Source organism: Deferrivibrio essentukiensis, from assembly GCF_020480685.1.
GTDB lineage: Bacteria > Chrysiogenota > Deferribacteres > Deferribacterales > Deferrivibrionaceae > Deferrivibrio > Deferrivibrio essentukiensis.
On sequence record NZ_JAJAFU010000006.1, the window covers coordinates 20,635 to 44,714 of the forward strand.

Annotated in this window: 16 protein-coding genes and 2 tRNA genes; 7 read left to right on the plus strand and 11 right to left on the minus strand. The window is 35.2% G+C overall.

Translation table 11 applies throughout. The features are described 5' to 3' along the window. The first annotated feature begins 66 nt into the window (after positions 1 to 66). A complete protein-coding gene (locus LF845_RS04685; RefSeq protein WP_242819845.1) occupies positions 67 to 618 on the plus strand; it encodes a helix-turn-helix domain-containing protein in 552 nt (183 codons plus the stop codon). Here the strand turns inward: LF845_RS04685 and LF845_RS04690 are convergent. From LF845_RS04690 to serA, 3 genes are read right to left on the minus strand one after another with little or no spacing between them, the layout of a single operon-like run. Further along, a complete protein-coding gene (locus tag LF845_RS04690) occupies positions 604 to 3,354 on the minus strand; it encodes an ATP-binding protein (RefSeq protein WP_242819846.1) in 2,751 nt (916 codons plus the stop codon). The genes LF845_RS04685 and LF845_RS04690 overlap by 15 nt on opposite strands. Before the next feature lie 30 nt (positions 3,355 to 3,384). Continuing rightward, complete coding sequence (locus LF845_RS04695) at positions 3,385 to 3,777, minus strand: secondary thiamine-phosphate synthase enzyme YjbQ (protein WP_242819847.1); 393 nt, start codon at positions 3,775 to 3,777, stop codon at positions 3,385 to 3,387. Beyond that, the gene (serA, locus tag LF845_RS04700; RefSeq protein ID WP_242819848.1) at positions 3,777 to 5,399 is read right to left on the minus strand and encodes a phosphoglycerate dehydrogenase; all 1,623 of its coding nucleotides are present in this window, start codon (positions 5,397 to 5,399) and stop codon (positions 3,777 to 3,779) included. Before serA ends, LF845_RS04695 begins: the two co-directional genes overlap by 1 nt. A gap of 118 nt (positions 5,400 to 5,517) precedes the next feature. Between serA and LF845_RS04705 the strand changes: the two genes are divergently transcribed. Beyond that, positions 5,518 to 6,372 (plus strand): DMT family transporter, encoded by an 855-nt coding sequence (locus LF845_RS04705; RefSeq protein WP_242819849.1) that lies wholly within the window; start codon positions 5,518 to 5,520, stop codon positions 6,370 to 6,372. A gap of 229 nt (positions 6,373 to 6,601) precedes the next feature. Further along, complete coding sequence (gene gdhA / locus LF845_RS04710) at positions 6,602 to 7,948, plus strand: NADP-specific glutamate dehydrogenase (protein ID WP_242819850.1); 1,347 nt, start codon at positions 6,602 to 6,604, stop codon at positions 7,946 to 7,948. 25 nt (positions 7,949 to 7,973) lie between these two features. Here the strand turns inward: gdhA and LF845_RS04715 are convergent, their stop codons facing one another. Beyond that, positions 7,974 to 10,550: a PEP/pyruvate-binding domain-containing protein gene (locus tag LF845_RS04715; RefSeq protein ID WP_242819851.1), complete on the minus strand. Its 2,577-nt coding sequence runs from the start codon at positions 10,548 to 10,550 to the stop codon at positions 7,974 to 7,976. A gap of 260 nt (positions 10,551 to 10,810) precedes the next feature. Between LF845_RS04715 and LF845_RS04720 the strand changes: the two genes are divergently transcribed. Genes LF845_RS04720 through LF845_RS04730 form a run of 3 tightly spaced genes read left to right on the plus strand, consistent with a single transcriptional unit; the run spans position 10,811 to position 15,893 of the window. Then, on the plus strand, positions 10,811 to 11,917 hold the full coding sequence (locus tag LF845_RS04720; RefSeq protein ID WP_242819852.1) for a class II glutamine amidotransferase domain-containing protein: 1,107 nt from the start codon (positions 10,811 to 10,813) through the stop codon (positions 11,915 to 11,917). Then, a complete protein-coding gene (locus LF845_RS04725; protein WP_242819853.1) occupies positions 11,905 to 13,548 on the plus strand; it encodes a glutamate synthase-related protein in 1,644 nt (547 codons plus the stop codon). Before LF845_RS04720 ends, LF845_RS04725 begins: the two co-directional genes overlap by 13 nt. A 14-nt stretch (positions 13,549 to 13,562) precedes the next feature. Further along, the gene (locus LF845_RS04730; RefSeq protein WP_242819854.1) at positions 13,563 to 15,893 is read left to right on the plus strand and encodes an FAD-dependent oxidoreductase; all 2,331 of its coding nucleotides are present in this window, start codon (positions 13,563 to 13,565) and stop codon (positions 15,891 to 15,893) included. A 9-nt stretch (positions 15,894 to 15,902) separates the two neighbouring features. Here the strand turns inward: LF845_RS04730 and LF845_RS04735 are convergent, their stop codons facing one another. Next, positions 15,903 to 16,733 carry a PHP domain-containing protein gene (locus LF845_RS04735; protein WP_242819855.1) on the minus strand — a complete coding sequence of 277 codons (831 nt, stop codon included), beginning with the start codon at positions 16,731 to 16,733 and terminating at the stop codon, positions 15,903 to 15,905. A gap of 152 nt (positions 16,734 to 16,885) precedes the next feature. Here LF845_RS04735 and LF845_RS04740 point away from each other — a divergent pair, with 152 nt between their 5' ends. After that, a complete protein-coding gene (locus LF845_RS04740; RefSeq protein WP_242819856.1) occupies positions 16,886 to 18,280 on the plus strand; it encodes a PAS domain S-box protein in 1,395 nt (464 codons plus the stop codon). 17 nt (positions 18,281 to 18,297) lie between these two features. Here the strand turns inward: LF845_RS04740 and LF845_RS04745 are convergent. The 6 genes from LF845_RS04745 to metH form a co-directional block, all read right to left on the minus strand. Next, a tRNA-Leu gene (locus tag LF845_RS04745) sits at positions 18,298 to 18,383 on the minus strand. Positions 18,384 to 18,486: 103 nt separating this feature from the next. Continuing rightward, on the minus strand, positions 18,487 to 18,900 hold the full coding sequence (locus tag LF845_RS04750) for a (deoxy)nucleoside triphosphate pyrophosphohydrolase (RefSeq protein WP_242819857.1): 414 nt from the start codon (positions 18,898 to 18,900) through the stop codon (positions 18,487 to 18,489). A gap of 33 nt (positions 18,901 to 18,933) precedes the next feature. Next, entirely contained in the window at positions 18,934 to 19,704 is a 771-nt protein-coding gene (locus tag LF845_RS04755; RefSeq protein ID WP_242819858.1) for an EFR1 family ferrodoxin, read from the minus strand. A 29-nt stretch (positions 19,705 to 19,733) separates the two neighbouring features. Beyond that, positions 19,734 to 19,807 (minus strand) — tRNA-Arg (locus tag LF845_RS04760). After that, a complete protein-coding gene (locus tag LF845_RS04765) occupies positions 19,807 to 20,580 on the minus strand; it encodes a patatin-like phospholipase family protein (protein WP_242819859.1) in 774 nt (257 codons plus the stop codon). Before LF845_RS04765 ends, LF845_RS04760 begins: the two co-directional genes overlap by 1 nt. 2 nt (positions 20,581 to 20,582) lie before the next feature. After that, entirely contained in the window at positions 20,583 to 23,936 is a 3,354-nt protein-coding gene (metH, locus tag LF845_RS04770; protein ID WP_242819860.1) for a methionine synthase, read from the minus strand. Positions 23,937 to 24,080 lie beyond the last annotated feature (144 nt).

Below are 24,080 nucleotides of genomic sequence, written 5' to 3' on the forward strand. Positions count from 1 at the left end.
TTGCACAAAAAGTTACTATATGAAACAGATACTCTATGTTTAATATATTGTCAAGGAGAATGTTATATGGAACAAATATGCAGCGATATATCTGAAAATTTAAAAAAAATAAGGGCTGAAAGAAATCTTACTCTTGATCAGCTTTCGGAGATTACAGGGGTCAGTAAAAGTATGCTCAGACAGATAGAAACAGGCAATTCCGTACCTACCATTGCCACTGTATGGAAAATTGCCAACGGACTTAAAATATCCTTTACTGCCCTTTTTACCAAATCCAGCAATGATGTCAGGGTAGGGAAGATAAAGGACAAAAATTTGCTTGAAGAGGTTGAAGGTGGTTATAGGGTTTATCCCGTTATTTCATTTGACCCAAAGAGACCTTTTGAAATGTATTTTCTGGAAATGGATGCAGGTGTAAAATATAATGGTGAACCCCACTCAGGAAATGTCGAAGAATTTATAGCGGTTTTTGAAGGTATTCTTAAAATCAATGTCGACGTCCATGACCATATAGTAAACGAAGGGGAATATATAAGCTTTTTGGCGCAAAATCCCCATATTTATGAAAATATCTCGCCAAAAACTCTTAAGGCTGTGATGGTGCTAACCTATTTTTAAGTAACTGTTCAAAATAGATGTTATATTTTCAAAAGAAAAAGGCTTACCCAGGTAATCTTTAAAACCATAATTTTTATAATTGCTTATTGTATCATCGCTTGAATATCCCGAAGTTACAACAAGATAGGCATCATTTTTAATTTGTAGGATTTTGTTTGCAGCTTCCTGCCCACCCATACCATCTTTAATGGTAAGATCAAGTATAATCAAATCGTAATTATTGTTTTTAACCTTTTCTATTGCTTCCTCTCCATTTTTTGCAAGGTCAACTCTGCAGCCAAGAGTGTCAAGGAGCATACTTAAAGAATCTCTCAGATATTCCTCATCATCCATATATAAAATATTTAAGTTATAATTATTTTTGATAACTTTTTGGGAAGTGTTATCTTCTTCATTTGAAGATTGAAAGGAAGCTTTGATAAATATAACAAATTCTGCACCTTTTCCTTCTTCGGAATAAACGGAAATTCTTCCTCCGTGCTTTTTTATGATTGAGACTGAGGTAGCAAGCCCAAGACCATTGCCATCAGCTTTTGTAGTAAAAAAAGGTTCAAAGATTTTATCTTTGATATCTTCAGGTATCCCCGGACCATGGTCTCTGATAGATATGAGGATGTAGTCCCCCTCATCAAGATTATATGAATTAAGTGAGGGGAGAGTTGTTTTGCTGACGGAAATGTCTAATTTCCCTTTATTGTTCATGGCATCTCTTGCATTGATTACAATATTTGAAATTACCTGCGAAATCTGGTCGTAATCAATCAGCGCAAGAGGAAGATTTTCTTCCATTTTTAAAGTAAGATTTACAGAAGTACCGGTGAGAATAAATTTTACTGTTTCTTCAATAAGATAGACAATGTTTGCTGGTTTTATGACCGGTGTCCCCCCTTTCGAAAATGTAAGAAGCTGTTTTGTAAGCGCTGTGGCCCTTTTTAAAATGTTTTCTAAAGAGTTTAATTTGCTTTCATCAGGTTTTTCACCACTTATTTTACAAATGCTCACATAACTGCTTATGGCTGCTAAATAATTGTTAAAATCGTGAGCTATTCCGCCAGCTATTCTTCCAAGTGATTCAAGATGTTGATTTTTAATTATTTCTGCTTCAAGTTTCATCTTTTCAGTTACATCTGAAAAGATGAATACAGCGCCAATAATTTTACTGTCTATATCATACAGTGGCGCTACACTGTCTTCAATATTAAATCTTTTGCCGTTTTTGTTTGTCAGAATGCAGTTTACTATTACTTTACCCATAAGCCCTTTATGAAAAATTTCTTCAAAAGGAACAACATAGTTTTTATTTTGAACTGTTTTCAGGTCAAATTCCTCAAAAAAATCCTTTCCTAATAGCTCATGTTCACTTTTTTCAAGTATCTTCTCACATGTCCTGTTTACAAAGGTAATTTTTTTCTGCAAATCCACCACCACAACTGCATCGGCAATTGATTTCAATATGATTTGCAGCCTGTCTTTTGAGCGTTTAAGTTCACTTTCAAGGGATTTGATTTTAGTAATGTCTATTGCCAAAAACAGGACGTAGTCATTCTCATCAAACTTTTCAATAGGGGACATTTTTCCGATAAATGTTTTTTTACCACCAATCACATCAAGCTCATACTCAAATTCGACGGTTTTTTTATTTTTAATGCTCTCAGATATTCCCATCATTGCCAGTTTTGCAGTTTCCGGTGGCAGAATATCTGTAATATATTTTCCGAGCAAATCTTCTTTTTTTGCATAAAGCAGAGCTTCATTTTCAGTAAATATTTCAACATATTTCCCATTACTATCAAGGACGAAGGCTACTTCAGGCATTGAGCTGATAAAGGTTTTAAGTTTGTGAGCGTATTCATTTGCCATTCTGGTGGTATCTCTAAGCTCTTTTGTTTTTATTTTTACCTGAATTCTTGATAAAATAATTATTATAAAAGCAATTAATATAACAAATACCAGAATATAGAGGATTTTTAATATTTTTTGATTGATTTTACTTGTGTGTTCAAAAAGGGTATTTAACCTTTCATAATAAAATGAATCTGGGTTACTTTTAAGGTTTTTAAGCCTGTTATTGATTTTTTCTGCAATATTTTTATCTATATTTTTTGAAAAGGCAAAGTGTACGTTTATCGGTTTTAAGACTATATTGGTTGTTTCTATATCTGAGTCTTTTATATAAGGGGAGTATATTCTGCTTATAAGTCCTGCATCAGCATTGCCTTCAGCTACCACTTTTGCAATTTCAGGATAGCTTACATGGGAGTCATCAAAAGTCACACTTAAATGAAAAGATGTTAGTATATCTTTTAACCCATTTTCTCCTACATAAAAAATATCATTCTTTTTTACGGCTATTTTTTTATCTTTGAGGTCTATTATGGATTTTATTTGTGCATTTTTATTGGTGATTATTTGCCCCCAGTTTGTAAAAATAGGCTCATCTGAAAAGTCCATAATAGACAACCTGTTTTTCGAATATCCTATTGGCAGCAGCACATCTATTTCGCCGGTCTGAATTTTTTCATAAAGAGAATCCCACGTGTCGACTATAAACTGATAATCTATACCTTCAGCTTCTGCTATATGCTTAAACAAATCCGGAGCAAGTCCTGAAACCTTATCTTCATTAATTATTGATAATGGTGGGTTATTCCATACCCCTACCTTTAATCCGGCATGGTCTGCATAAGCTGCAGCAGTCAAGAGCAATATAAGGAGAACAAAAAAATATCTTTTCATAGACAAATTGTATCATAAAACTATGAAAAATCAAATAAATTTTATGTAAATTTTTCTTTTCCTCGGGCCGTCAAACTCACAGAATAAAACTCCCTGCCATGTTCCGAGGAGAAGTTCATTGTTTTCAATGATAATATTTTGTTCGCAACCAATTAATGATGATTTCAGATGGGCATCTGAGTTTCCTTCAAAATGACTAAATTTGTAGTTTTGCGGGATTTTTTCATTTAAAAATTTCAGTATGTCTGTTTTTACATCCGGGTCGGCATTTTCGTTGATGGTTATCGCACAGGTGGTGTGAGGGGTAAAGACGATGCAAAAGCCGTCTTTTACCCCCGCTTTTTTTAGTGCATTATTTACAAGATAAGTAATATCAACAAGCTCAGCTCTGTTGCCTGTTTGAATTTCGTAAGTAAAAAGCATTAGATTTCAACCACTTTAGCCTCAATCATCCCATCAATTGCTATTATTTTATCTATTACAGGTTTTGGTATTTTGTTGTCTACTGACACAAACGCCATTGCATTACCACCTTTTTGTCTGGAAAGTTCAAAACCCGCAATATTTATATCGTTTTCCCCAAGTATTGTTCCAACTTTTCCTATTACACCTGGTCTGTCGACGTTTCTAAAATATAGAAGAGTGCCTGCAGGTATAACGTCAATCCTGAAGTCATCGATAAAAATAATTCTGCCTACATTATCTGAAAAGACTGTACCTCCGATTACAAGCTCCTGCTGGTCTGTTTTTATGTTAAGTACAACAATGTCATTATATTTTCTGTATACATCTGTTTTTATTTCACTGACTGTAATATTTCTGTCTTTGGCAAAATATGAAGCATTTATGTAAGAGATTGTCTCTTTAAGGGATACTTCAAGAAAACCTTTCAAAGCTGCAACAGTATAAGGCTGATATGAAAATGGAACATCAAAGGTCCTTTCGCATACGTCATCTTCAAATTTTTTCCCTACAAGAGTTATCTTAATTTCTTCTGGTCTTCCTTTTATTATTTGAGCAGACAATTTTGCCATTTTTTCGGCAATGTCAAAATAATTTTGTAGCTCTTCAGGTAGCTGAGATTTCATAAAAGGTATATTGACAGCATTTATGTAAGATTTTCCATGAAGGGCATTTATGATTTGTTCGCAAATTATTACAGCAACCCCTTTCTGGCCTTCGTGGGTGTTGGCTCCTATGTGGGGGGTTACAAAAATATTGTCGAGTGTCAAAAGTTTGTTTTCGGTAGCAGGTTCTTCTTCAAAAACATCAACTGCAGCAGAAAAAACTTTGCCATTTTTTACTGCATTGTAGAGGTCATTTTCATTTACAATTCCTCCTCTTGCGCAGTTTACTATAATTACTCCGTCTTTCATCAAATTGATATGATGCTCTGTAATCATATTGTGGGTTTCGTTTGTAAGTGGTGTGTGAAAAGTGATTATATCAACCTGTTTTAACAAATCCTCAAGATTGTCATACAGTTTTACGCCAAGAGATTCAGCCTTTGACTTTTTGATATATGGGTCGTAAGCTATTACCTTCATCCCGAAGCTTTTTGCTCTGATTGCAACATTACTGCCAATACGACCAAGCCCGACTATTCCCAATGTCTTGTTGTAAAGCTGTATTCCCATAAATCTTTTTCTATCCCATTCTTTGTTTTTTAGTGAATTATTTGCAAGAGGTATCTTTCTTGCAGCAGCAAGCATCATCCCCATTGTAAGCTCGGTTGCTGCTAAAGTATTTCCTGTGGGGGCATTCATAACAATAATCCCTTTTTTGCTCGCAGCTTCGATATCTACGTTGTCAAGACCTACTCCTGCACGTCCTATGATTTTTAGTTTACCGGGATTTTCAATTAAATCTTCGGTAACGGTTGTACCACTCCTTGTGATTACCGCATCGTAATTACCGATAATAGGCTTTAAATCTTCATTTGTAATGCCCGGTTTTATTTCATACTCTACACTTTCTTCCCTATCAAGAATGTCCAGACCTTCTTGAGCAATGTTGTCTGTGATTAATATTTTAAATTTTGCCATTTTATACCTCTCAGATATGTTTTATTTTAGATAACAAAATCAGTATATTTAATCAATTATATTTTTATTGTATTTGACATTAAAGCTGTTTTATGTAACATACAGGGGAAGAGGATTTATGAATAAAGGTTATTTATTAGTAATTTTAGCAGCAATGTTGTGGGGGACGACGGGGACTTCTCAAGGGATTGCACCTGTTGGATTATCATCATCCGTAATTGGTGCGTTTAGAATATTGCTTGGCGGGATTATATTATTTGCTTATGCAATAATCAGAAAAGACTTTCCAAGCTCGTCAAAATGGAATCTTAAAATTACTTTTCTTGGCATAGTGACTGTTGCTCTATATCAGTTAAGCTTTTTTTACGGGGTAAAGGAGGCCGGAGTTGCTGTGGGGACGATGGTTGGGATAGGTAGTGCTCCTATATTTGCCGGGATACTTTCTAAAGTAATTTATAGAGAAAAGTTAGGCAGAGTTTGGCTAATTTCTACTTTATCAGGTGTATTGGGAATAGTTTTTATAGGTCTTGAAATGATACAGGGTGAAACGAAGTTTAATATAACAGGTATAATGCTTTGTCTTGGTGCAGGACTTTCTTATACCCTTTATACATTGTCGAGTAAGGAGCTTTTGAGAGAGCACAGTGCGAATGCAGTAATGGGAGTTCTTTTTTTAGGTGGAGCGCTGTTTTTATCACCGGTCCTATTTTTTAATGATTTATCGCCGATATTTTCTTTAAAAGGGATGGTAGTTGTGATTCATTTAGGAGTATTTGCTACGGCTGTGTCATATTTTCTGTTCGCGAGAGGTCTAAAGTTAATTAAAGTTTCCGAAACTGCTACCCTTTCTCTGGCAGAGCCTTTGACAGCAACATTTCTGGGGATAACTGTTTTAGGTGAATCTCCTGCCATTTTTAGTATTATTGGGATGGTTCTTATTTTTTTGGGATTATTAATATTAGTTAAAAATTAATAGTTGTCTTATTTTGTTATTTTTTAGGATAATTTGTCATTAAATAAAATAGGGATTAAAAAGTTATTGTTGTCAATATGTTAAGTTTGACAGTAAAAGGTAAAGAGATGTTTAAATAATATTATAAGGTTTGTTCGTTATGTTTTGTTAAAAAAATATTGATTATGTTTAAAAAATCTTATAAATAAAGGCAGTGTTTTTTTCTTTAAATTATATCGGGGGGTGACCTATGGAGAACGTAAGAGGTAGAATTGAGCAGATTTATCAAAATGTTGTAGCAAAAAATCCTGCTGAGAAAGAGTTTCACCAGGCAGTCTATGAAGTATTGGAATCTATAGTGCCTTTGTTGGATAAGTATCCTGTATATCTTGAAAACAGAATTGTTGAAAGGATTGTTGAGCCTGAAAGAGTAGTCATGTTTAGAGTACCATGGGTAGATGATAAAGGTGCTATACAGGTAAATAGGGGTTTCAGGGTTGAATTTAATAGTGCTTTGGGGCCATATAAAGGCGGTCTTCGTTTTCATGAATCAGTTTATCTTGGTATTATTAAATTTTTAGGGTTCGAGCAAATTTTCAAAAACTCACTCACAGGTCTTATGATGGGTGGTGGAAAAGGTGGCTCAGATTTTAACCCTAAAGGTAAGTCTGATAATGAAATTATGAAATTTTGCCAAAGTTTTATGACAGAGCTTTACAGACATATTGGTGAGCATACCGATGTACCCGCTGGTGATATAGGTGTTGGTGGAAGAGAGATTGGATATCTTTTCGGTCAGTATAAAAGAATTACAAATAAGTATGAAGCTGGTGTTTTGACTGGTAAAGGTTTAAGTTTTGGAGGTTCTTTGGTTAGGACTGAAGCAACCGGTTATGGTGCGGTATTTTTTACGGATGAAATGTTAAAAGCAAGGGGAGAGTCTTTTGAAGGTAAAACATGTGTAGTGTCTGGCTCAGGTAATGTTGCAATTTATACTACTGAGAAGATTCACCAGCTTGGTGGTAAGGTTGTAGCAGTTTCTGATTCCAGTGGATATGTTTATGATAAAAAAGGAATAGATTTAGAGTTGCTAAAGCAATTAAAAGAGATTGAGAGAAGAAGAATTAGAGATTACGTAAACTATCATAAAGATGCTGTTTATAAAGAAAATGGAAATATTTGGGAAATACCTTGTCAAGTAGCTATGCCTTCTGCTACCCAAAATGAACTTAATGGTGAAGATGCTAAGTTATTAGTCAAAAACGGTTGTATAGCAGTAGGAGAAGGTGCAAATATGCCATGTACTCCGGAAGCTGTTGATGTATTTATAAATAATAATGTATCTTTTGGACCTGGTAAGGCTGCTAACGCTGGTGGTGTTGCTACATCTGGTCTTGAAATGCAGCAAAATGCCGGAAGAGATAAGTGGACATTTGAATATACCGAGCAAAGGTTAAAGCAGATTATGGTTAATATATTTAATACTTGTAATGAAACAGCAGAGGAATTTGGCTATAAAGGTAACTATGTGGTAGGAGCAAATATTTCAGGATTTAAAAAAGTAGCTGATGCAATGCTTATGTTAGGAGTAATTTAAATAGAATCAATTTTTGGAGAGGATTTTATTCCTCTCCATTTTGTTTGAAAAATCCGGCGACTTGTGACTTTATGTCGGAAAAAACAAATATGTTCTGATCTTTTAGATCGTAAATATCGAGAATATCTGCAAAGTTTTTGTTTTGATGAGCATTGGTAGATTTTAATTTTGATATTTGCTCAAAATTTATCAATGATTTTTTAGGGTATACTACCATATAGAATATACCTGTTTCTACAAGGTCTTGAAAAAAATGTGTCCCAAATGATAGCTCAGGAGCTAATTCAGAGTCTGAAAATCCCATCTCTACTAAAACCTGCATTTTATTTAATTCTGAAAAGGCTATTGGCATACCCAAAGATGGAGTGGTGGTGCCTATTCTTCCAGGCAAAACTAGTGCTATTTTTTCATTTTTGGGTATGTTATTGTTTAGTTCACCAATGTATCTTGATAGAGCATATCTTTCGTTGTTGTTAAGAAGTTTATAATTTTCTTCAGATAGATATATCATTTTATCTAACTTATAGAAGATACTTCCTCCCATAAAATTTCCTTCAATTTTCAGAATAGGTGTTAGTTTTTTTATAAAATCTGTATTTAGGTTATGACCGCCTAAACTTTTTGACTGCAGCGGTCTACACTGAACAATATTTATTCTAAATGTGTTATTTTTAAAGAAATTTACTGTATATTCCATATCTACAGGATTTCCATAGGCTTTTTCGACAGTTTTTAAGACTTTTTTCATTGTGGAAGCAAAATCTGTTTCAGCTAATAGTTTTTCAAAACTTATATAGTAGACTTTGTCTTTTTTACCCCTTTCATTTAAAATATTTTCTGTTTTGTAGTCTCTTGATGTTAAGAAATACCTTGCCTCATTACTAAGGCTATTAATTAATTTGAAAAGAGGGTAATGTGATTTTGTAATTTTATTTATTTCTAATACATCAGCATCTTTTTGAGAATATTTTCTAATTTCATCTATATTAGAATGTATAGAAAGTGTTGGACAAGTAAGAGAAATTAATTTTGAGTAATCTTCGGCATTTGTGTTAACTGCTCTTGTTCCAAGTCCACAAACAACCCTGAGCATACCATCATTAGGGTCAATATCAGGGTGCCATACGTATGTGTTATAAGATAAGCCTACTCCTGCCATATCAGGAAAAAATAAATTTTCATGAAATGACCCCGATACTCTTTGTACAAGTACTGACATTGTTTCTTCTACCTTGTCCAATCCTCTTTCTTTTCTGTATGCAAGAGCTTCTTTTGTCATTACACTTGAGTAGACTTTTTTCAGTAGAATTAGAAAGTCTTCTAACCTTCTTTTGGGCGACCCTGAAGTGCAAGAGAAAAAGCTTTCATATTTTCCTGCAAAAGCATTTCCAAAACCGTCTTCTAATAGACTGCTTGATCTTATGACAATGGGGTACTGACCGTAATATGATAGCATCCATATAAACTTATCTAAAATGTGAGGAGGAAACTCCCCTTTTAAGAAGAGCCTTTCCAGTTTTTCTCCGAAAGGGAAATATCCTTCTTCTGTTTTTTGAGATACAAATATATCCCACCATCCATTATAAATAATATATTCATAAAAAACATCCGAGCCTATAAAAAAAGAATCGTGTAGCTCGTTGTATAGTGCAAATTTAGGGTAATCTGTTTCTAAAATTTTTCTTGCCAAAATCATTCCTACAGCTTTGCCGCCAATAAATCCGGTACCAATCATTCTGTTTTTTATTAATAAAACATCATTGATGGTAAGGTATTTTTTCAATAGCTCTACAATCTTCTTATCTTTTGAAAACATTACATTAAAAATCTTGGTGAGAATATTTTCTTTTAAATCCTTATCTTTTGAAAGTGATATTTTTCTTGCAGTTTTAAAAAGGCGTTCCCATGCGTCAGGGATTTTTGTATATTCAACGTCAGATAAATAACAGTTAGAAGAAAAGATAGTGGAGGCTTCGAAGCTATTTATGACTGGTTCAAAATTGTCCTCATTGAGAATTTTATGCGGTAAAAACATTTGTGGAGAACTTCTTTCAAAAACTTTTATAGGGTGAACATAGTATACTCCATTAAATTGGTACACATCTATAAATATTTGGGTGGTGGATTTTAATTCCATAACCGTAGTGTGTGAGTGAAAGTTTCTATAAATTGAAAAATAGGCTACGGTTTCTTTTAAGTATAACAATGGGCAAATCAGTTTGAAGAAATTTGCTATCATCCAGTCTGCAGCCCAAAGGTCAACCAAGTCTGAAAGACAGTCAAAAACATAGAAAGTCTCTTTTTTACTGTATTCGATTAACCTGTAAATATCGATAGTAAATGATTCAAAACTTTCAGTTCTTGGTTTGAATATGTTGACCTTTTTCATAGTTTCTTTGCTGAAAAGTGGTTGTTTGTTAGAAAAATTTATATATGTGGCATTGTTTGATGTTTCTGCTAATTTTTTAGCAAATTTCTCAGCAAAATATTTATATTCGTTTATGCTTGTTATCTGCCAAACTACATTGTCTCCATATCTTAAGAATTCAATAACTTTATCTAATCCATTTAATCCTGAATTAACAGGCTCTTTGTGGTACATATAGGACACCCCTTTATTTTTTAGATTACTGCTTGTTAAATACTACCCGATATCTTTTTAATTTCAAGTAAAACTAAGATTAGAGGGGTAAAATTTGTTTTGGTTGTTATAAGTTATTTATATAACAGTGATTATTATGGGGAGATAAAATTTATACTAAAAATCGAAAGAATAAAACTTATTATGCCTAATAAAATTAGGCTTGGCGTTTATTTTGTCTTATAATATAAGATTGTATACAAAATACAAGGAGGTTCTCGATGTGTCGAATTGGAGCAATAAAATCTAAAGAGTATGTACACCCTTCTGTAGCCTTAAGATTAATGAGGTCTCAACAGAAAGGGCATGATAACTCCGGTTTTGCTATGATAATGCAAGATTTGGGAGGAGTGTTTGAAGGCTATAAGGGGCTTCCTATCTTGTCAATGGCTTGCACTGATGAAGGGATAAAGGTAGCTGAAGATATATTACATAGAAAAGGTTTTGTAAGGCTTTTTCAGTGGGCTCCTCAAGTATTTCCAAAGCCTGGGCTTAAGATTGAGCCGATGCCAAACTACGTATTTCAAGTGTATCAGTACCCAAAATTATACAATTATGCTCCTCAGGAAGAGAAAGAAGAACTTTTAGTAGATATGCGTCTTGCAATCAGACATGAGCTGGAAAATCATGACCTTGGTTACGTTTATTCATTTTGGCCTGATATTTTGACCCTTAAAGAGATTGGAGACCCGTCAGATATTGGCGAATATTTTAATCTTTGGGAAGAAAACGACTACTTTAAGGCTAAGATTATTACTGCTCAGTGTAGGCAAAATACAAATTATGATATTGTAAGGTATGCGGCACACCCGTTTTTTCTTCAGGGTTACACAGCACTTGCTAATGGTGAAAACACATTTTACGAGAAAAATAAAAACTTACAAAAGAAGCTTTATAAAGGTTACATAGGTTTTGAGTCTGACTCTCAGTGCTTTTTATATACTTTACATTATGTGCATAAGAAACTTAAGTGGCCTTTAATTTATTATAAACACACAATAACTCCTATCCCTTTTGAAGAGCTCTCTCAACGGGAAGACGGACACATACTTGCAAATATCAGGGCTAGTCTTGCTCATTTGGAAATAAATGGACCAAATACCATTATTGGCGTTTTGCCTGATGGAACACTATTTACTTGTTGTGACTCAAAAAAATTAAGACCAGTTGTGGTAGGCAGAGATGAGAATACCGTGGTTATAACTTCTGAGGTTACAGGAATTAATGATATTCTGCCTAATCGTGACTGGCAGGATGATATTTACCCCGGGGAGAGGGAGATGGTTGTGATTAATGATGAGCTGGAGGTAGTAAGATGGCAACAGTAAAAGTTAATCAACTGGCAAAAGATGATTTGTTTTGGCAAATAGATTATAAACACGACAGATGTACTTTGTGTGGCAAGTGTGTTGCTTCCTGCCCGTTTCAGGCTATTGAAGCAAAGGTAGAGAAAAGAAGAAAAGTAGTAAGCGAAGATATTACGCCTAATCCAAAGGTATATTTTCAGACGATACCTGTAATCAAGCAGGTTATAAGTGAATATAATTTTTGCAGAGGTTGTGGGATTTGTGAAAAGGTGTGCCCTAATGATGCCATTAAGCCTGTCAGAAACTCCGATCATAGATTTCAGGCAAAATATAGGGCAACTGTTGCCGACCCATTTAAAAGGGGAGGTCGCTCAAATCTTGAAACTGATGGCAGGACATTGGATAAAATCAAAGTGGGTAGAATTTCTCAGATGACTGACCCATCATTAGATGCGCAGAGGCATACTTTTGACATGAGAGCACCCTTTGGAAGAGTGCTTGCTCCGAATGAGATTCCTCTTGAGGTTGACAGCTGTGGGAGACTGGTATTAAAAAATAATCTCCCGCCGGTTAGATGGATTTATCCGATTATTATTGGAGATATGTCTATTGGAGCGCTTTCTTGGAGGATGTGGGAAGCTCTTGCCATAGCTACGGCATATCTAAATGAAGAGGTTGGCATCCCTATCAGGATGTGCTCAGGTGAAGGTGGAGTCCCTGTCAGGCTTCTAAAATCAAGATTTTTGAAATATATTATTTTGCAAATAGCCTCAGGTCACTTTGGGTGGAACAGAATTGTAAATGCTATGCCTCATATGGTGGAAGATCCTGCAGGTGTGCTTATAAAAATAGGTCAAGGTGCAAAACCGGGCGACGGCGGACTTTTGATGGCAAAAAAAGTAGCCAAGCATATTCAGGAAATTAGGGGTGTGCCAAAAGCAGACCTTTTGAGCCCTCCAAATCATCAGGGGCTTTATTCCATAGAGGAAAGTGTTCAAAAGATGTTTTTATCTTTTAATGCAGCATTTAAATTTAGGGTGCCTGTTGCGATAAAGGTGGCAGCAAGTGCTACAAGTGTTTCAGTTTACAATAACTTATTACGAGACCCGTATAATATCGTAGGAGGATTCTTTCTTGACGGTATAGATGGTGGTACCGGTGCCGCTCATGAAATATCCCTTGATCATACCGGTCATCCGATTGTTTCAAAGTTAAGAGACTGCTACAAAGCTGCACTTCACCAAGGTAAACAAGGGCAGATACCTCTTTGGGCAGCAGGTGGAATGGGTAAGAATTGGAACTTGGCAGCGGATGCTTTTAAAATGATTTGCCTCGGTGCAAACGGGATATTTACCGGCAAACTTATGCTCCAATTGGCAGGCTGTGTAGGCAATGATATGGGCAAATGTAATGCATGCAATACAGGGCTTTGTCCGGTAGGTATATGTACTCAAAATCCGACACTTGTTAAAAGGCTCGATATAGATAAAGTCGCTGAAAATATTGTAAATTACTTTATCGCAGTTGACCATGAGCTTAAAAAATTGATGGCACCTGTAGGTAACAGCTCTTTGCCTGTGGGCAGATCTGATGCACTTATCTCCACAGATAAGTCTGTAGCTGAAAGATTAGATATAAATTATGCTTGTTAACTTGGGGGATTGTGATGAGTAAGAAGATTTATATTGAAGGGATAAGAAATGGCAAAAGGATTTCTACACAAACTCTTTTGCAAGAAATATATCAAGCTTTGGATAAAGGGATTAATGAAATAGTTGTGGATGGCTGCGGCCAGCATGACATTGGTGGGCCGTTGTGGTCAAAAGATGGGAAACCATTAAAATTTGTAGTCAAAAATCCGGGTCAGAGAGTTGGTTCGATGGGGATGCAGGGGACTACGATTATTGTGGATGGTCCAGCTCCGGCAGATGTCGGCTGGCTTAATGCCGGAGCCGAAATTATTGTTAAAGGTGATGGAGGCGATACCACAGCTCATTGCGCTGCAACCGGTAAAATTTTTATAGGTGGGCGCGTCGGCACTCGCTCAGGTGCTATGATGAAATATGACCCGAAGTTTCCAAGACCTGAATTTTGGGTATTAAAAAATACCGGTTCTTTTAGCTTTGAATTTATGGGTGGTGGGATAGCAGTTGTATGCGGATATGACTGTGAGGATATGGATTCTGTTCTTGGATACAGAAGTTGTGTTGGTATGGTAGGCGGGACGATTTATGTTAGGGGGAATGTGAAGGATTTATCAGATGATGTTTGGTTAATGGATTTGACTGATGATGACTGGGAGTTTTTGGATAAAAATCTGCCTATATTTTTAGAGAAAATTGAAAGGCCAGGGGCACTTGGTAAAATTTCTAAAAGAAAAGATTGGAAAAAAATTGTAGCAAAGACATATGAAGAAAGAACCACTAAGTCTTTGATGGCAATTAATGAATTTAGAAAAAATAAGTGGGTTGAAGGTGGTATATTCGGAGATTTACTTTATGATAACTATGAAGTTGCTGAATTTGTTGAAAGGAAAGATTTAAGGTTAAGATACCCTGAATGGTTAAATGCCAATTATTCAGCACCTTGTGAATATAACTGCCCTACGTATATCCCCACTCAAAAAAGGATTTCTTTGCTTAGACAGGATAAAGTTAAAGAGGCTTTAGAGTTAGTGCTTGATTATAGTCCTTTTCCTGCATCAGTTTGTGGGCAGGTATGTCCAAACCTTTGCATGGATGAGTGTACAAGATTGTATGTAGATTTGCCTGTAAGAATTAAAGAATTAGGACTATTGAGTGCTGAAATTAAAGCTAAAAAATGTGAAACTACTAAGGATGAAAAGGTTGCAGTAATTGGGTCAGGTGCATCAGGTCTTGCATGTGCATATCAGTTAAGACTTATGGGATATCATGTTGAAGTATTTGAAAAAGATAGTGTGCTTGGCGGTAAGTTAATGCAGGTTATTCCCGAAGAAAGACTCGATAGAAAGATTCTTGAGACTGAGATTCAAAGGGTGCTTGATACGGGAGTAGTGGCACATACAAATGTTAACGTTGACAAGAAAAAGTTAAGAGAGCTTGATAAAGAGTTTGACGCAATAGTCTTGGCTGTGGGGGCTCATAATCCGATTGTTTTGCCTGTTGAAGGGAGTGAGAGGCTTGTCAAAGGGCTTGATTTCTTAAAGGCAATAAATAAAGGTGAAAAACCAAAAGTTGGAAAAAATGTTGTGGTAATCGGTGCGGGCAATGCCGGGATGGATGTGGTGATTGGTGCTTATGAAATGGGTGCAGAAAAAGTTGTAGCTATTGATATTCAAAAACCTGCTGCTTTTGAAAAAGAGATTGAGCATGCCAAAAAATTAGGCGCTGAAATATTATGGCCTTGCTTTACCGAAAAGATCACTGATAAAGGGGTCGTGCTGAAAGATGGCACTTTGATACCTGCAGATACCGTTATTGTGTCTATCGGGGACAGGCCTGATTTCTCAATGCTTGAAAGGGAATACCTGGATGAGAAGGGAAGAGTGTTAATCAATGAATATTTACAGTCAACTGTTAATCCAAAGATATTTGTGCCGGGGGATGCAATAAAATTGGGTCTTTTTACCCATGCACTTGGTGACGGCAGAAAGGTAGCCTTAAATATAGATAGAATGTTTAAAGGGATAGCGCTCAGCAAATTTGAGAAAGCACCTAAGATACCTCAGGATAAAGTAAAAAATGAGTATTATCACCCTATGAATGCTCAGGCTGTTTCTAAAATGCAGACAGAGGATGAAACAAAAAGGTGTATGAGTTGCGGTTTTTGTCGTGATTGTCATTTCTGTGAAGAAGTTTGCCCCGAGCAGGCAATTAGCAGGATAGAGAAATCTGATGGCAACTTTGAATATTTAAGTGATTCTAATAAATGTATTGGGTGTGGTATTTGTGCCGGTGTCTGCCCTTGTGGAATATGGGTTATGAGAGACAATATTGAAAAATATATAGAAAGTTAAAAGGCAGGGTTACCTGCCTTTTATTTTTTCAATCTTATTAAGGTATTCTGCTGGTAACGTACAACTACCTAAATTGCCAAGGGTAACATTGTCCTTATTATCTCCGTGGAAGTCGCTCCCGCCTGTAACAAGCAAGTCATACTTTTTGGCAATTTCTATATAATGTTTGCAATCCTCTTTTGAATGCAGCGGACATATCGCTTCTATCCCTTTTAATCCTAAGTCCACTAATTGTCTTATAAAGGTGTCAAACTTTTCATTATCAAGCCCCAAAGTTATCGGATGTGCAATTACCGGGATTCCACCTGATTCAATAATTAATTTGATAGCGTCGTCAGTATTGAGCTTTTCTTTGCTTTCGTAAAAAGGCTTTCCTTTTGCTAAATATTTTTCAAATGCTTCTTCAACAGATGATACTATACCTTTTTTTACTAGGAATTTGGCAATATGCGGACGTCCTAACTCCCCTTTGTTATCATGTGATATCTGCTCTTGTGTTATCTTTTCATGAAAAAAATCAGATAGCTTGTTTAATATTTTTTCATTTCTCTGCTTACGATAAGTTTTTAGCCTGCTCAGATTTTCTCTTAATGGTCCGTATTTGTGATTAACGAACAAGCCCAACATATGAAAAGTTCCATTTTTAATTTCAAGGCTTATTTCAACACCCGGTATTTTTTTAAGATTAGATTCACAGCATAAAAAGTCATCAATGCCGTCTATAGTATCATGGTCAGTCAGTGCCAATATTTTTATGTTTTTAGTCTCTGCAAGTCTACATAATTTTTCTGGGGTAAAAGTTCCGTCAGAGTAGGTTGAATGTGTATGTAAATCAATCATCTGTATTTTCCTTTATACAAGAGTTATTTTTTCTAATCCATAATATACAGCCTTGTTTTAGTCAAGCAAAGTTGTAAACTAAAATTATCCTTCTTTGTAAATATTAACTAAAAAAGTCTTGTATAACAATTAAAATTACAATAGTTTATTATATGAAAGAACAACTGAGTTTTATTTTAAAAAATATTCATGGCGTAATTTTCCTTATAGATTTAGATGGTAAGTTTGTGCTTTCTGAGGGTTTGGCTTTAAAAAGGCTGGGACTTAAGGCAGGTGAGATTGTTGGTCTTTCAGTCTATGATGTCTATAAAGACTATCCTGATATAGTTAAATCAGTTAAAATTGCACTTCAAGGGGAAACAGTAAAGAAGAAAATTAAAGTTAATGATTTGTGTTTTGACGTTATTTTTTCTCCCTATATTGAGGATAACGTCGGGCAGACGGGAGTAATCGGGCTTGCAACCGATATTACAGATATTGAGTCGACAAAAGCGGCAATGGCAGATAATAAAAATAATTTCAAAACAATAATAGATTTGGCACCTGAATGTTTTTTGATGGGAGACCCAAAAGGGAATATTATTTACGTAAATGATAAAGCTGAAGAGATAACCGGTTATTCTGCAAAAGATATTTTAAATAAAAATATTTCAATACTTTTTACTGAAGAATCTCTAAAGGAAAGGCCTTTGAGATATGACCTTTTGGAAAAAGGAGAATCCGTAATTTCCGAAAGACAGATAAGAAGAGCTGATGGCTCTGTTGCTACCATTCAGTCTAATTCAAAAAGGATGTCAGATGGTACACTGGTAGCGTTTATAAGGGATGTTACAGATTTGAAAGAGATGCAAAAAAAGATTGAGTTGGTATCTAAACTTGATTCCTTAGGTTATTTGGCAGCAGGTATTGCTCACAACTTTAATAATCTTATGACAGGTATTTTTAACTATATCGCAATAGCAAAGCTTAACACTCAGGAAACAGCAACCAAAGAAACTTTAGAAAAAGTTGAAAATCTGATTGATGAAGTGAGAAAGCTGACAGGTAAACTTTTGACCTTTTCTAAAGGTGGTTATAGTAAAAAGATACCACAGAATATTGAAGCGGTTGTATCTAATATTTGTTATGATATCCTTGATTATGTGAAATATGATGTAAAAAATAATATGCAGACATCAACAACTTGTAGCTTTGACAGAGGGCAAATTGAATTGGTTGTCAAAAATATTATTGATAATGCAATGGAGTCAATGCCTAACGGTGGAGAATTGGTGATAGACTCTGAAAGAATAAATTTGTCAGAAAATAATAAATATGACTTAATAAGTGGTAGCTATATTAAAATTTCTGTAACTGACAGTGGATGTGGGATTAAAGAGGAAAATATGGCTAAGATTTTTGACCCTTTTTATACAACTAAAGAAAGTAGTGAGGGGATAGGGCTATCACTTGCTCACTCAATACTTAAAAAGCACGACGGCGCAATACATTGCTTTTCAAGCAGTGAAAGCGGGACTACATTTGAGATTTTCCTTCCAGTTTGCTGAAAATATGGAATTTAATATGCCCAAGGGGGGACTTGAACCCCCACAGCCTATTATAGCCACAGGATCCTGAATCCTGCGTGTCTACCAATTCCACCACTTGGGCGATAGAGCTTATCTGTTTGGTTTTCAGCGGTTTATAGGAGTTTTCTGCTTATTTGTCAACTGTTAAAAATCTATTTTTTACCAATCTGTTAGCTATATAACTATTATTCTTTTTTTATCGTATTTTTGATACTTTCTATGTTTTCCATTATTTTTTGAGCAATTGGCACATCTGCCGGGGCTAAATTATATTTTGTTAAATCATCTGCTTTTACCCACTTAATTTTGTCGTGAACGGTTAATTTAAAATTTCCTTCTTTAATATTTGTTAGAATAGCAAATAGATTTACAGTTTCATCTTTATAGTTGTAAGTGCTTTCAGCTATGATTTTTCCCGCTTCGGCAATAATACCAAGCTCCTCATAAAGCTCTCTTTCAAGGCATTGTTGTAATGTTTCTCCATATTCAACCTTACCGCCAGGAAATTCCCAAAAGCTTTCAAGTCGTTGTCCCTTTTTCCTTCTTGCTAACAGTACCTTATCATTTTTAATAATTACTGCAGCAGCAACTAAGATCATCTAATCTCCATTAGTGTTGAAAAAATCTATACTTTAAATAAAAATTTCAGGCTCCTTTCTTATCTGACAGTTTTTATAAAGCATTTCAATTCTCTCAAGGGTGGCTTTTGTGGCGATGTAGCGGGCTTCTTTAGGACATTTTTTTATACAGGCGCAGCACATTATACATTTTTCACTGTCTGATATTACTTTATTGTTAATAGTGATGGCATCTGTCGGACAGACTGCACTGCAAGTGCCACATAGTTCACAAATGTCAAATTTTGTTAAAGGGGTTGCCCCTTTTATCCCTATGCGCTCTTTGTAAGGTATATTTCCTTTCATATTTGGAGTTTTTAAATCATTTTGTGCTAATTTTTTTGTTATCTCTTTTCCAAAATTAAAAGCTGCAAGTTTATCATTATCATCAGGTCTGTTAATGGCTATTGGCTTTTCATTGCTTGAATAAGAATGCTCACCTATAAAAGCTCCGCCTGCTATAACCTTAAATCCTGCTTCTTCAATCAAATCTTTCAGCTCAACAAGAGCGTCTTCATATTCTCTGTTTCCATACACTACGACAGCAACAGCAGGAGTTTTATCCCCCTTTATATTTTTAATCCTTTCTGCCGCTACTATAGGGACTCTACCGGCATATACCGGCACTCCAAATATTGCAACACCATCTTTAATAGTTGTAGTTATTCTTGAGTAGGCTGGTGTTGTATCATAAATCTTTATCTGTTTTCCTATCCCTTTTGCAATATTTTCAAGAATAGTTTTTGTTGTGCCTGTCGGTGAAAAAAAGATAAGATGAGTATTCACTATAATCCCCCTTTTCAAATTAAAATTTACGGGCGGTGGGAGAATCGAACTCCCGGCCTTAGGTTCCGGAGACCTACGCTCTATCCAACTGAGCTAACCGCCCTAAATGACTTTTATTGCTGCTCTGTACCCTTCTTCTATAATAATTTTTGCCTTGTGATAGTCAAACATACCTATATTTTTAAGGTTAGGCTCTATTAAAATTTTAGGTGGGTGGCATTCCAATGAGTATTTTGTTTGATAATAATTCATAATGCTGGAAGACTTGTAAAATGTTGTAACAATATTAGGCAAATCACCATTAATATTATTTGAAAGATGTTTGTTAAGATTTATGGAAACTATTCTCTTGTAACCTTTTTCCCTTAAAACTTCATTTGGTAAAGGCATACTCACTGCCCCATCAACGTATATGCTACCATTAATTGTTGCAGGGGTAAATATACCGGGGATAGAGATACTTGCCCTAATCGCATCAATCAGACTCCCTTTTTCAAAAACTACTGGCTCACCTGTATTAAGGTCGGTAGCGACTATCATTAGTTTAATATCAGCATCCTCTATGTTTTGTTCGCCTAATGTAGACATAAAAAATTTACAAATTTTATCTCCATCCATAAGCCCTTTGGAAGGGAATAGGTTTATGTCAAAAAGTGAGAATACCTTCCTTTTGTCCAATGATAAAACATAATTTTTATAATCTTCAAGCTTGCCAAATGCGTAGTAAGCACCAATAACTGCTCCGATACTTGTACCTGCAATGGCATCAATCTGATATTTTTTTTCACTTAGTGCGTTGATTACTCCAATATGTGCAAGCCCTTTTGCCGAGCCACTACCCAGCGCTAATGCTACCTTTTTTCTATTAAAAAACATATTCACTCCGTAAAATATTCAGCGTTAGGATTGTAAAGAATAATTGCGCTTGTGGAAAATTCAGGCACCATCAAAAATGTCTCCGTAAGGTTTACGCCGATTGATTTCATATTTAACAACTTCCCTATAGTTTCATTCCCTTGTAAGTCAGGACATGACGGATAGCCGAAGCTGTATCTTTTACCTTGATACTTTTGCCTTAAGATTGATTCAATATTTTTATCATATTCATTATCAATCTTTAACTCTTTTCTTATTTTAAGATGCCAATATTCTGCTAATGCCTCTGTAATCTCTGTAAAAAGTCCGTGATAAAGAAAATAATCTTTATATTTTGATTCATCGTGTAACTTTTTGCAAAACTCTACTGTTTTTTCACCAATAGTTACTACCTGCATAGGTAAAATATCAAATTCATCATCTTTAAAATAGTCTGAGAGACAAAGATACGGCTCTTTGGCCTGTCTTGGAAATTCAAATTTTGCTATCTCTGACTTTGATTCGTCATAAATTTTTAAAGCATTATTTTCAGCCTTGCAGTAAAAGTATCCGTAACTAACCTTAGGGACTATAATGTTTTCACTAATTACTGTTTCTAACATTTGATTAAAAGTGTCATTTGTGGTGTTTAAAACTTCATCGAATTCACTTTCAGTCATGTTATTTTTCTTAAAGCCCCATCTTGTGGTAAATAGTGTATATTTATTTATATAGTTGCTAAATTCTCTGATTTTTATATCCTCTACACTTCTATAGCCTATAAATGGCGGGTTTATGTTAAGATTAACTGTCCTATCGATACGAGTATTTTCTGATTTTAGAGTAGATTTTTTATCTTTATTTGATTTACTTGCTTTTCTAACTGTAACTTTTTCTTCTGAAAGATAGGTAATTGCATTGAAGGCATCCCTGCAATAGAAAACTGCTCCAGGGATAATCGGCTCACATTCATTTACTACATATCCTTCAGTGAGGGCTGCTCCCCCTAAAAGGATTTTTAGATTCATGTTATGCTTACTTATCTCTTCAAGATTTTCTTTCATAATGAGTGTTGATTTGACTAAAAGACCGCTCATCCCAATTGCATCCGCGTTTACTTCCTGAGCTTTTTTAATCATATCCTGCACTTCAACCTTTATTCCAAGGTTATATACTTCATAACCGTTATTACTTAATATTATATCAACAAGGTTTTTTCCTATATCGTGCACGTCCCCTTTTACTGTTGCAAGGACAACCCTCCCTTTAACTTCGGCGGTATTTTTTTCCATAAATTTTTCAAGATAATTTACAGATTTTTTCATTACTTCAGCGGATTGCAATACAAATGGAAGCAGCATTTTACCGCTGCCGAAAAGCTCCCCTACATGTTGCATTGCGGGCATGAGTATTTCGTTTATGATATGTACAGGTGTGTATTTTAATAGAAGGTTGTCCAAAACCTTTTCAAGCTCAGTTAAATCCCCTTTTATAAGTTTTGACTTTATTTTTTCTTCGTCAGGTAAGTTTTCATCAACCTTTTTATCCTTGAAAGTACCTTCCCTTTTGGAAAAATATTCTATAAATTGGTCAAGGGCTTTTTCTTTACCATCAATAAGATTATTGCATAACTTTAATTCTTCTGGATTTATATTTGTTTCAGGGATGACTTTCACTGCATGAACAATTGCCATGTCAAGCCCTGCCTTAACAGCCCTTGATAAAAATACGGAGTTTAAAATTGTCCTACTGTCGGCAGAAAGTCCGAAAGACACGTTACTTACCCCAAGGACAGTCTTTGCTCCTTTTAAGTTTTGTTTAATCATTTTAATCGCTTCAATGGTTTCAAGAGCTGCATATGTTAGTGTTTTATCGCCGCTGCCGATTGAGAAAGTCAATGGGTCAAATATTAAGTCTTCAGGATTGAGGTTGTATTCGTTTACCCATATGTCATAAATCCTTTTGGCAATGCTAAATTTACTTTCTGCATCCATTGCCATACCTTTTTCATCAATAGTTAGAGCTATCACTGCAGCAGGAAAATATTTTACAATTTTCAAGATTTGATGAAGCTTTTCTCCACCATCTTCAAGGTTGATTGAGTTAATTACAGGTTTGCCTGCATACCTCTTTAATGATTCTAATATTGCATTGGGGTCTGTAGAGTCTATTACAATTGGAGCGATTAATTTTTGATTGAGCATCGATACAAATTTTGAGATGTCTTTAATTTCATCCCGTCCGGCATAAGCTACACATACATCAATCAGATGTGAAGCACCTTCTTGGTCTTTTGCTACCTTTAACATCCCGTCAAAATCATCTTTTAACAATAGTTCCCTAAAAGCCTTACTCCCGTTTGCATTTGCTCTTTCTCCGATAAGAGTGGGCGGTGGGTCTTGTGTGAGGCTTGTGCTTGTGTAAAGACTTGATACCAGGCCTTTTGCGGAAAAATTATCATCTTTTACCGAAGGCGTTATTGTTTTTAATTTTTCACTAATTTTTTTAATATGTTCATAAGTAGTGCCACAACATCCGCCAACTATATCTATGTCATATTTTTTAACTAAATCGTACATGATATCAGCCATTTTATCCGGAGTCATGTTATAAACAAATTTACCATTTATTGTTTCGGGTAATCCGGCGTTTGGAATGCAAGAGATTTTGGATTTGAAATTTGCCCTAAAGTCAGCCAAAAATCTCTCCATCATGTCAGGCCCGAGTGAGCAGTTTATGCCAAGTGAAAAAATTGAATAATCGGCAAGGGATGCAATGACAGCGGAAATATCCGAGCCTAAAAGCATAGTGCCGTTTTGCTCCAATGTGACTGAAACCATTACGGGTAAATCGATATATTTTTCATTCATTGTGTCAAATACTGCGTTAATGGCAGATTTTACTTGCAGGATATCTTGGCAGGTTTCTATTATAAAAAGGTCGATACCCCCATCAATAAGTGCATTAGCTTGTTCCTTGTACATTTGATAAAGGTCATCGTAAGAAATATGGCCAAGACTTGGAAGTTTAGTCCCTGGGCCCATTGATCCAGCCACAAAACAGCCAAATTTGTCAGCCGCTTTTCTTGCAATTTGCGCCCCTTTTAAATTTATCTCATATACCCTATCCTCAAGTCCAAATTCTGAGAGGACAAGCCTTGTGCCTCCAAAAGTATTTGTTTCCAACACCTTTGCACCGGCCTTCAAAAAATTTGAATGAATTTCATAAATTATATTTTCATTGCAAACATTTAAGTATTCATTGCATCCGGGGTAGCCACCGAAGTCCTCTTCTGAGAGCTCGTAGGTCTGAATTGTTGTCCCCATAGCGCCGTCAAAAATTACAATATTCTCTTTTGCGTAAGTTCTAAAGTCCATTTTTTCTCCAATTTATCTTTGTTACAAAATCATATAGCCTTTAATTATATAGAGTTTTTACCATGAAATCTATTGTTTTATTATATTTTTTTGTTAGATATGTAAAGTGTATTGATTTTAGTTTATTACGTGTTAGAATATACC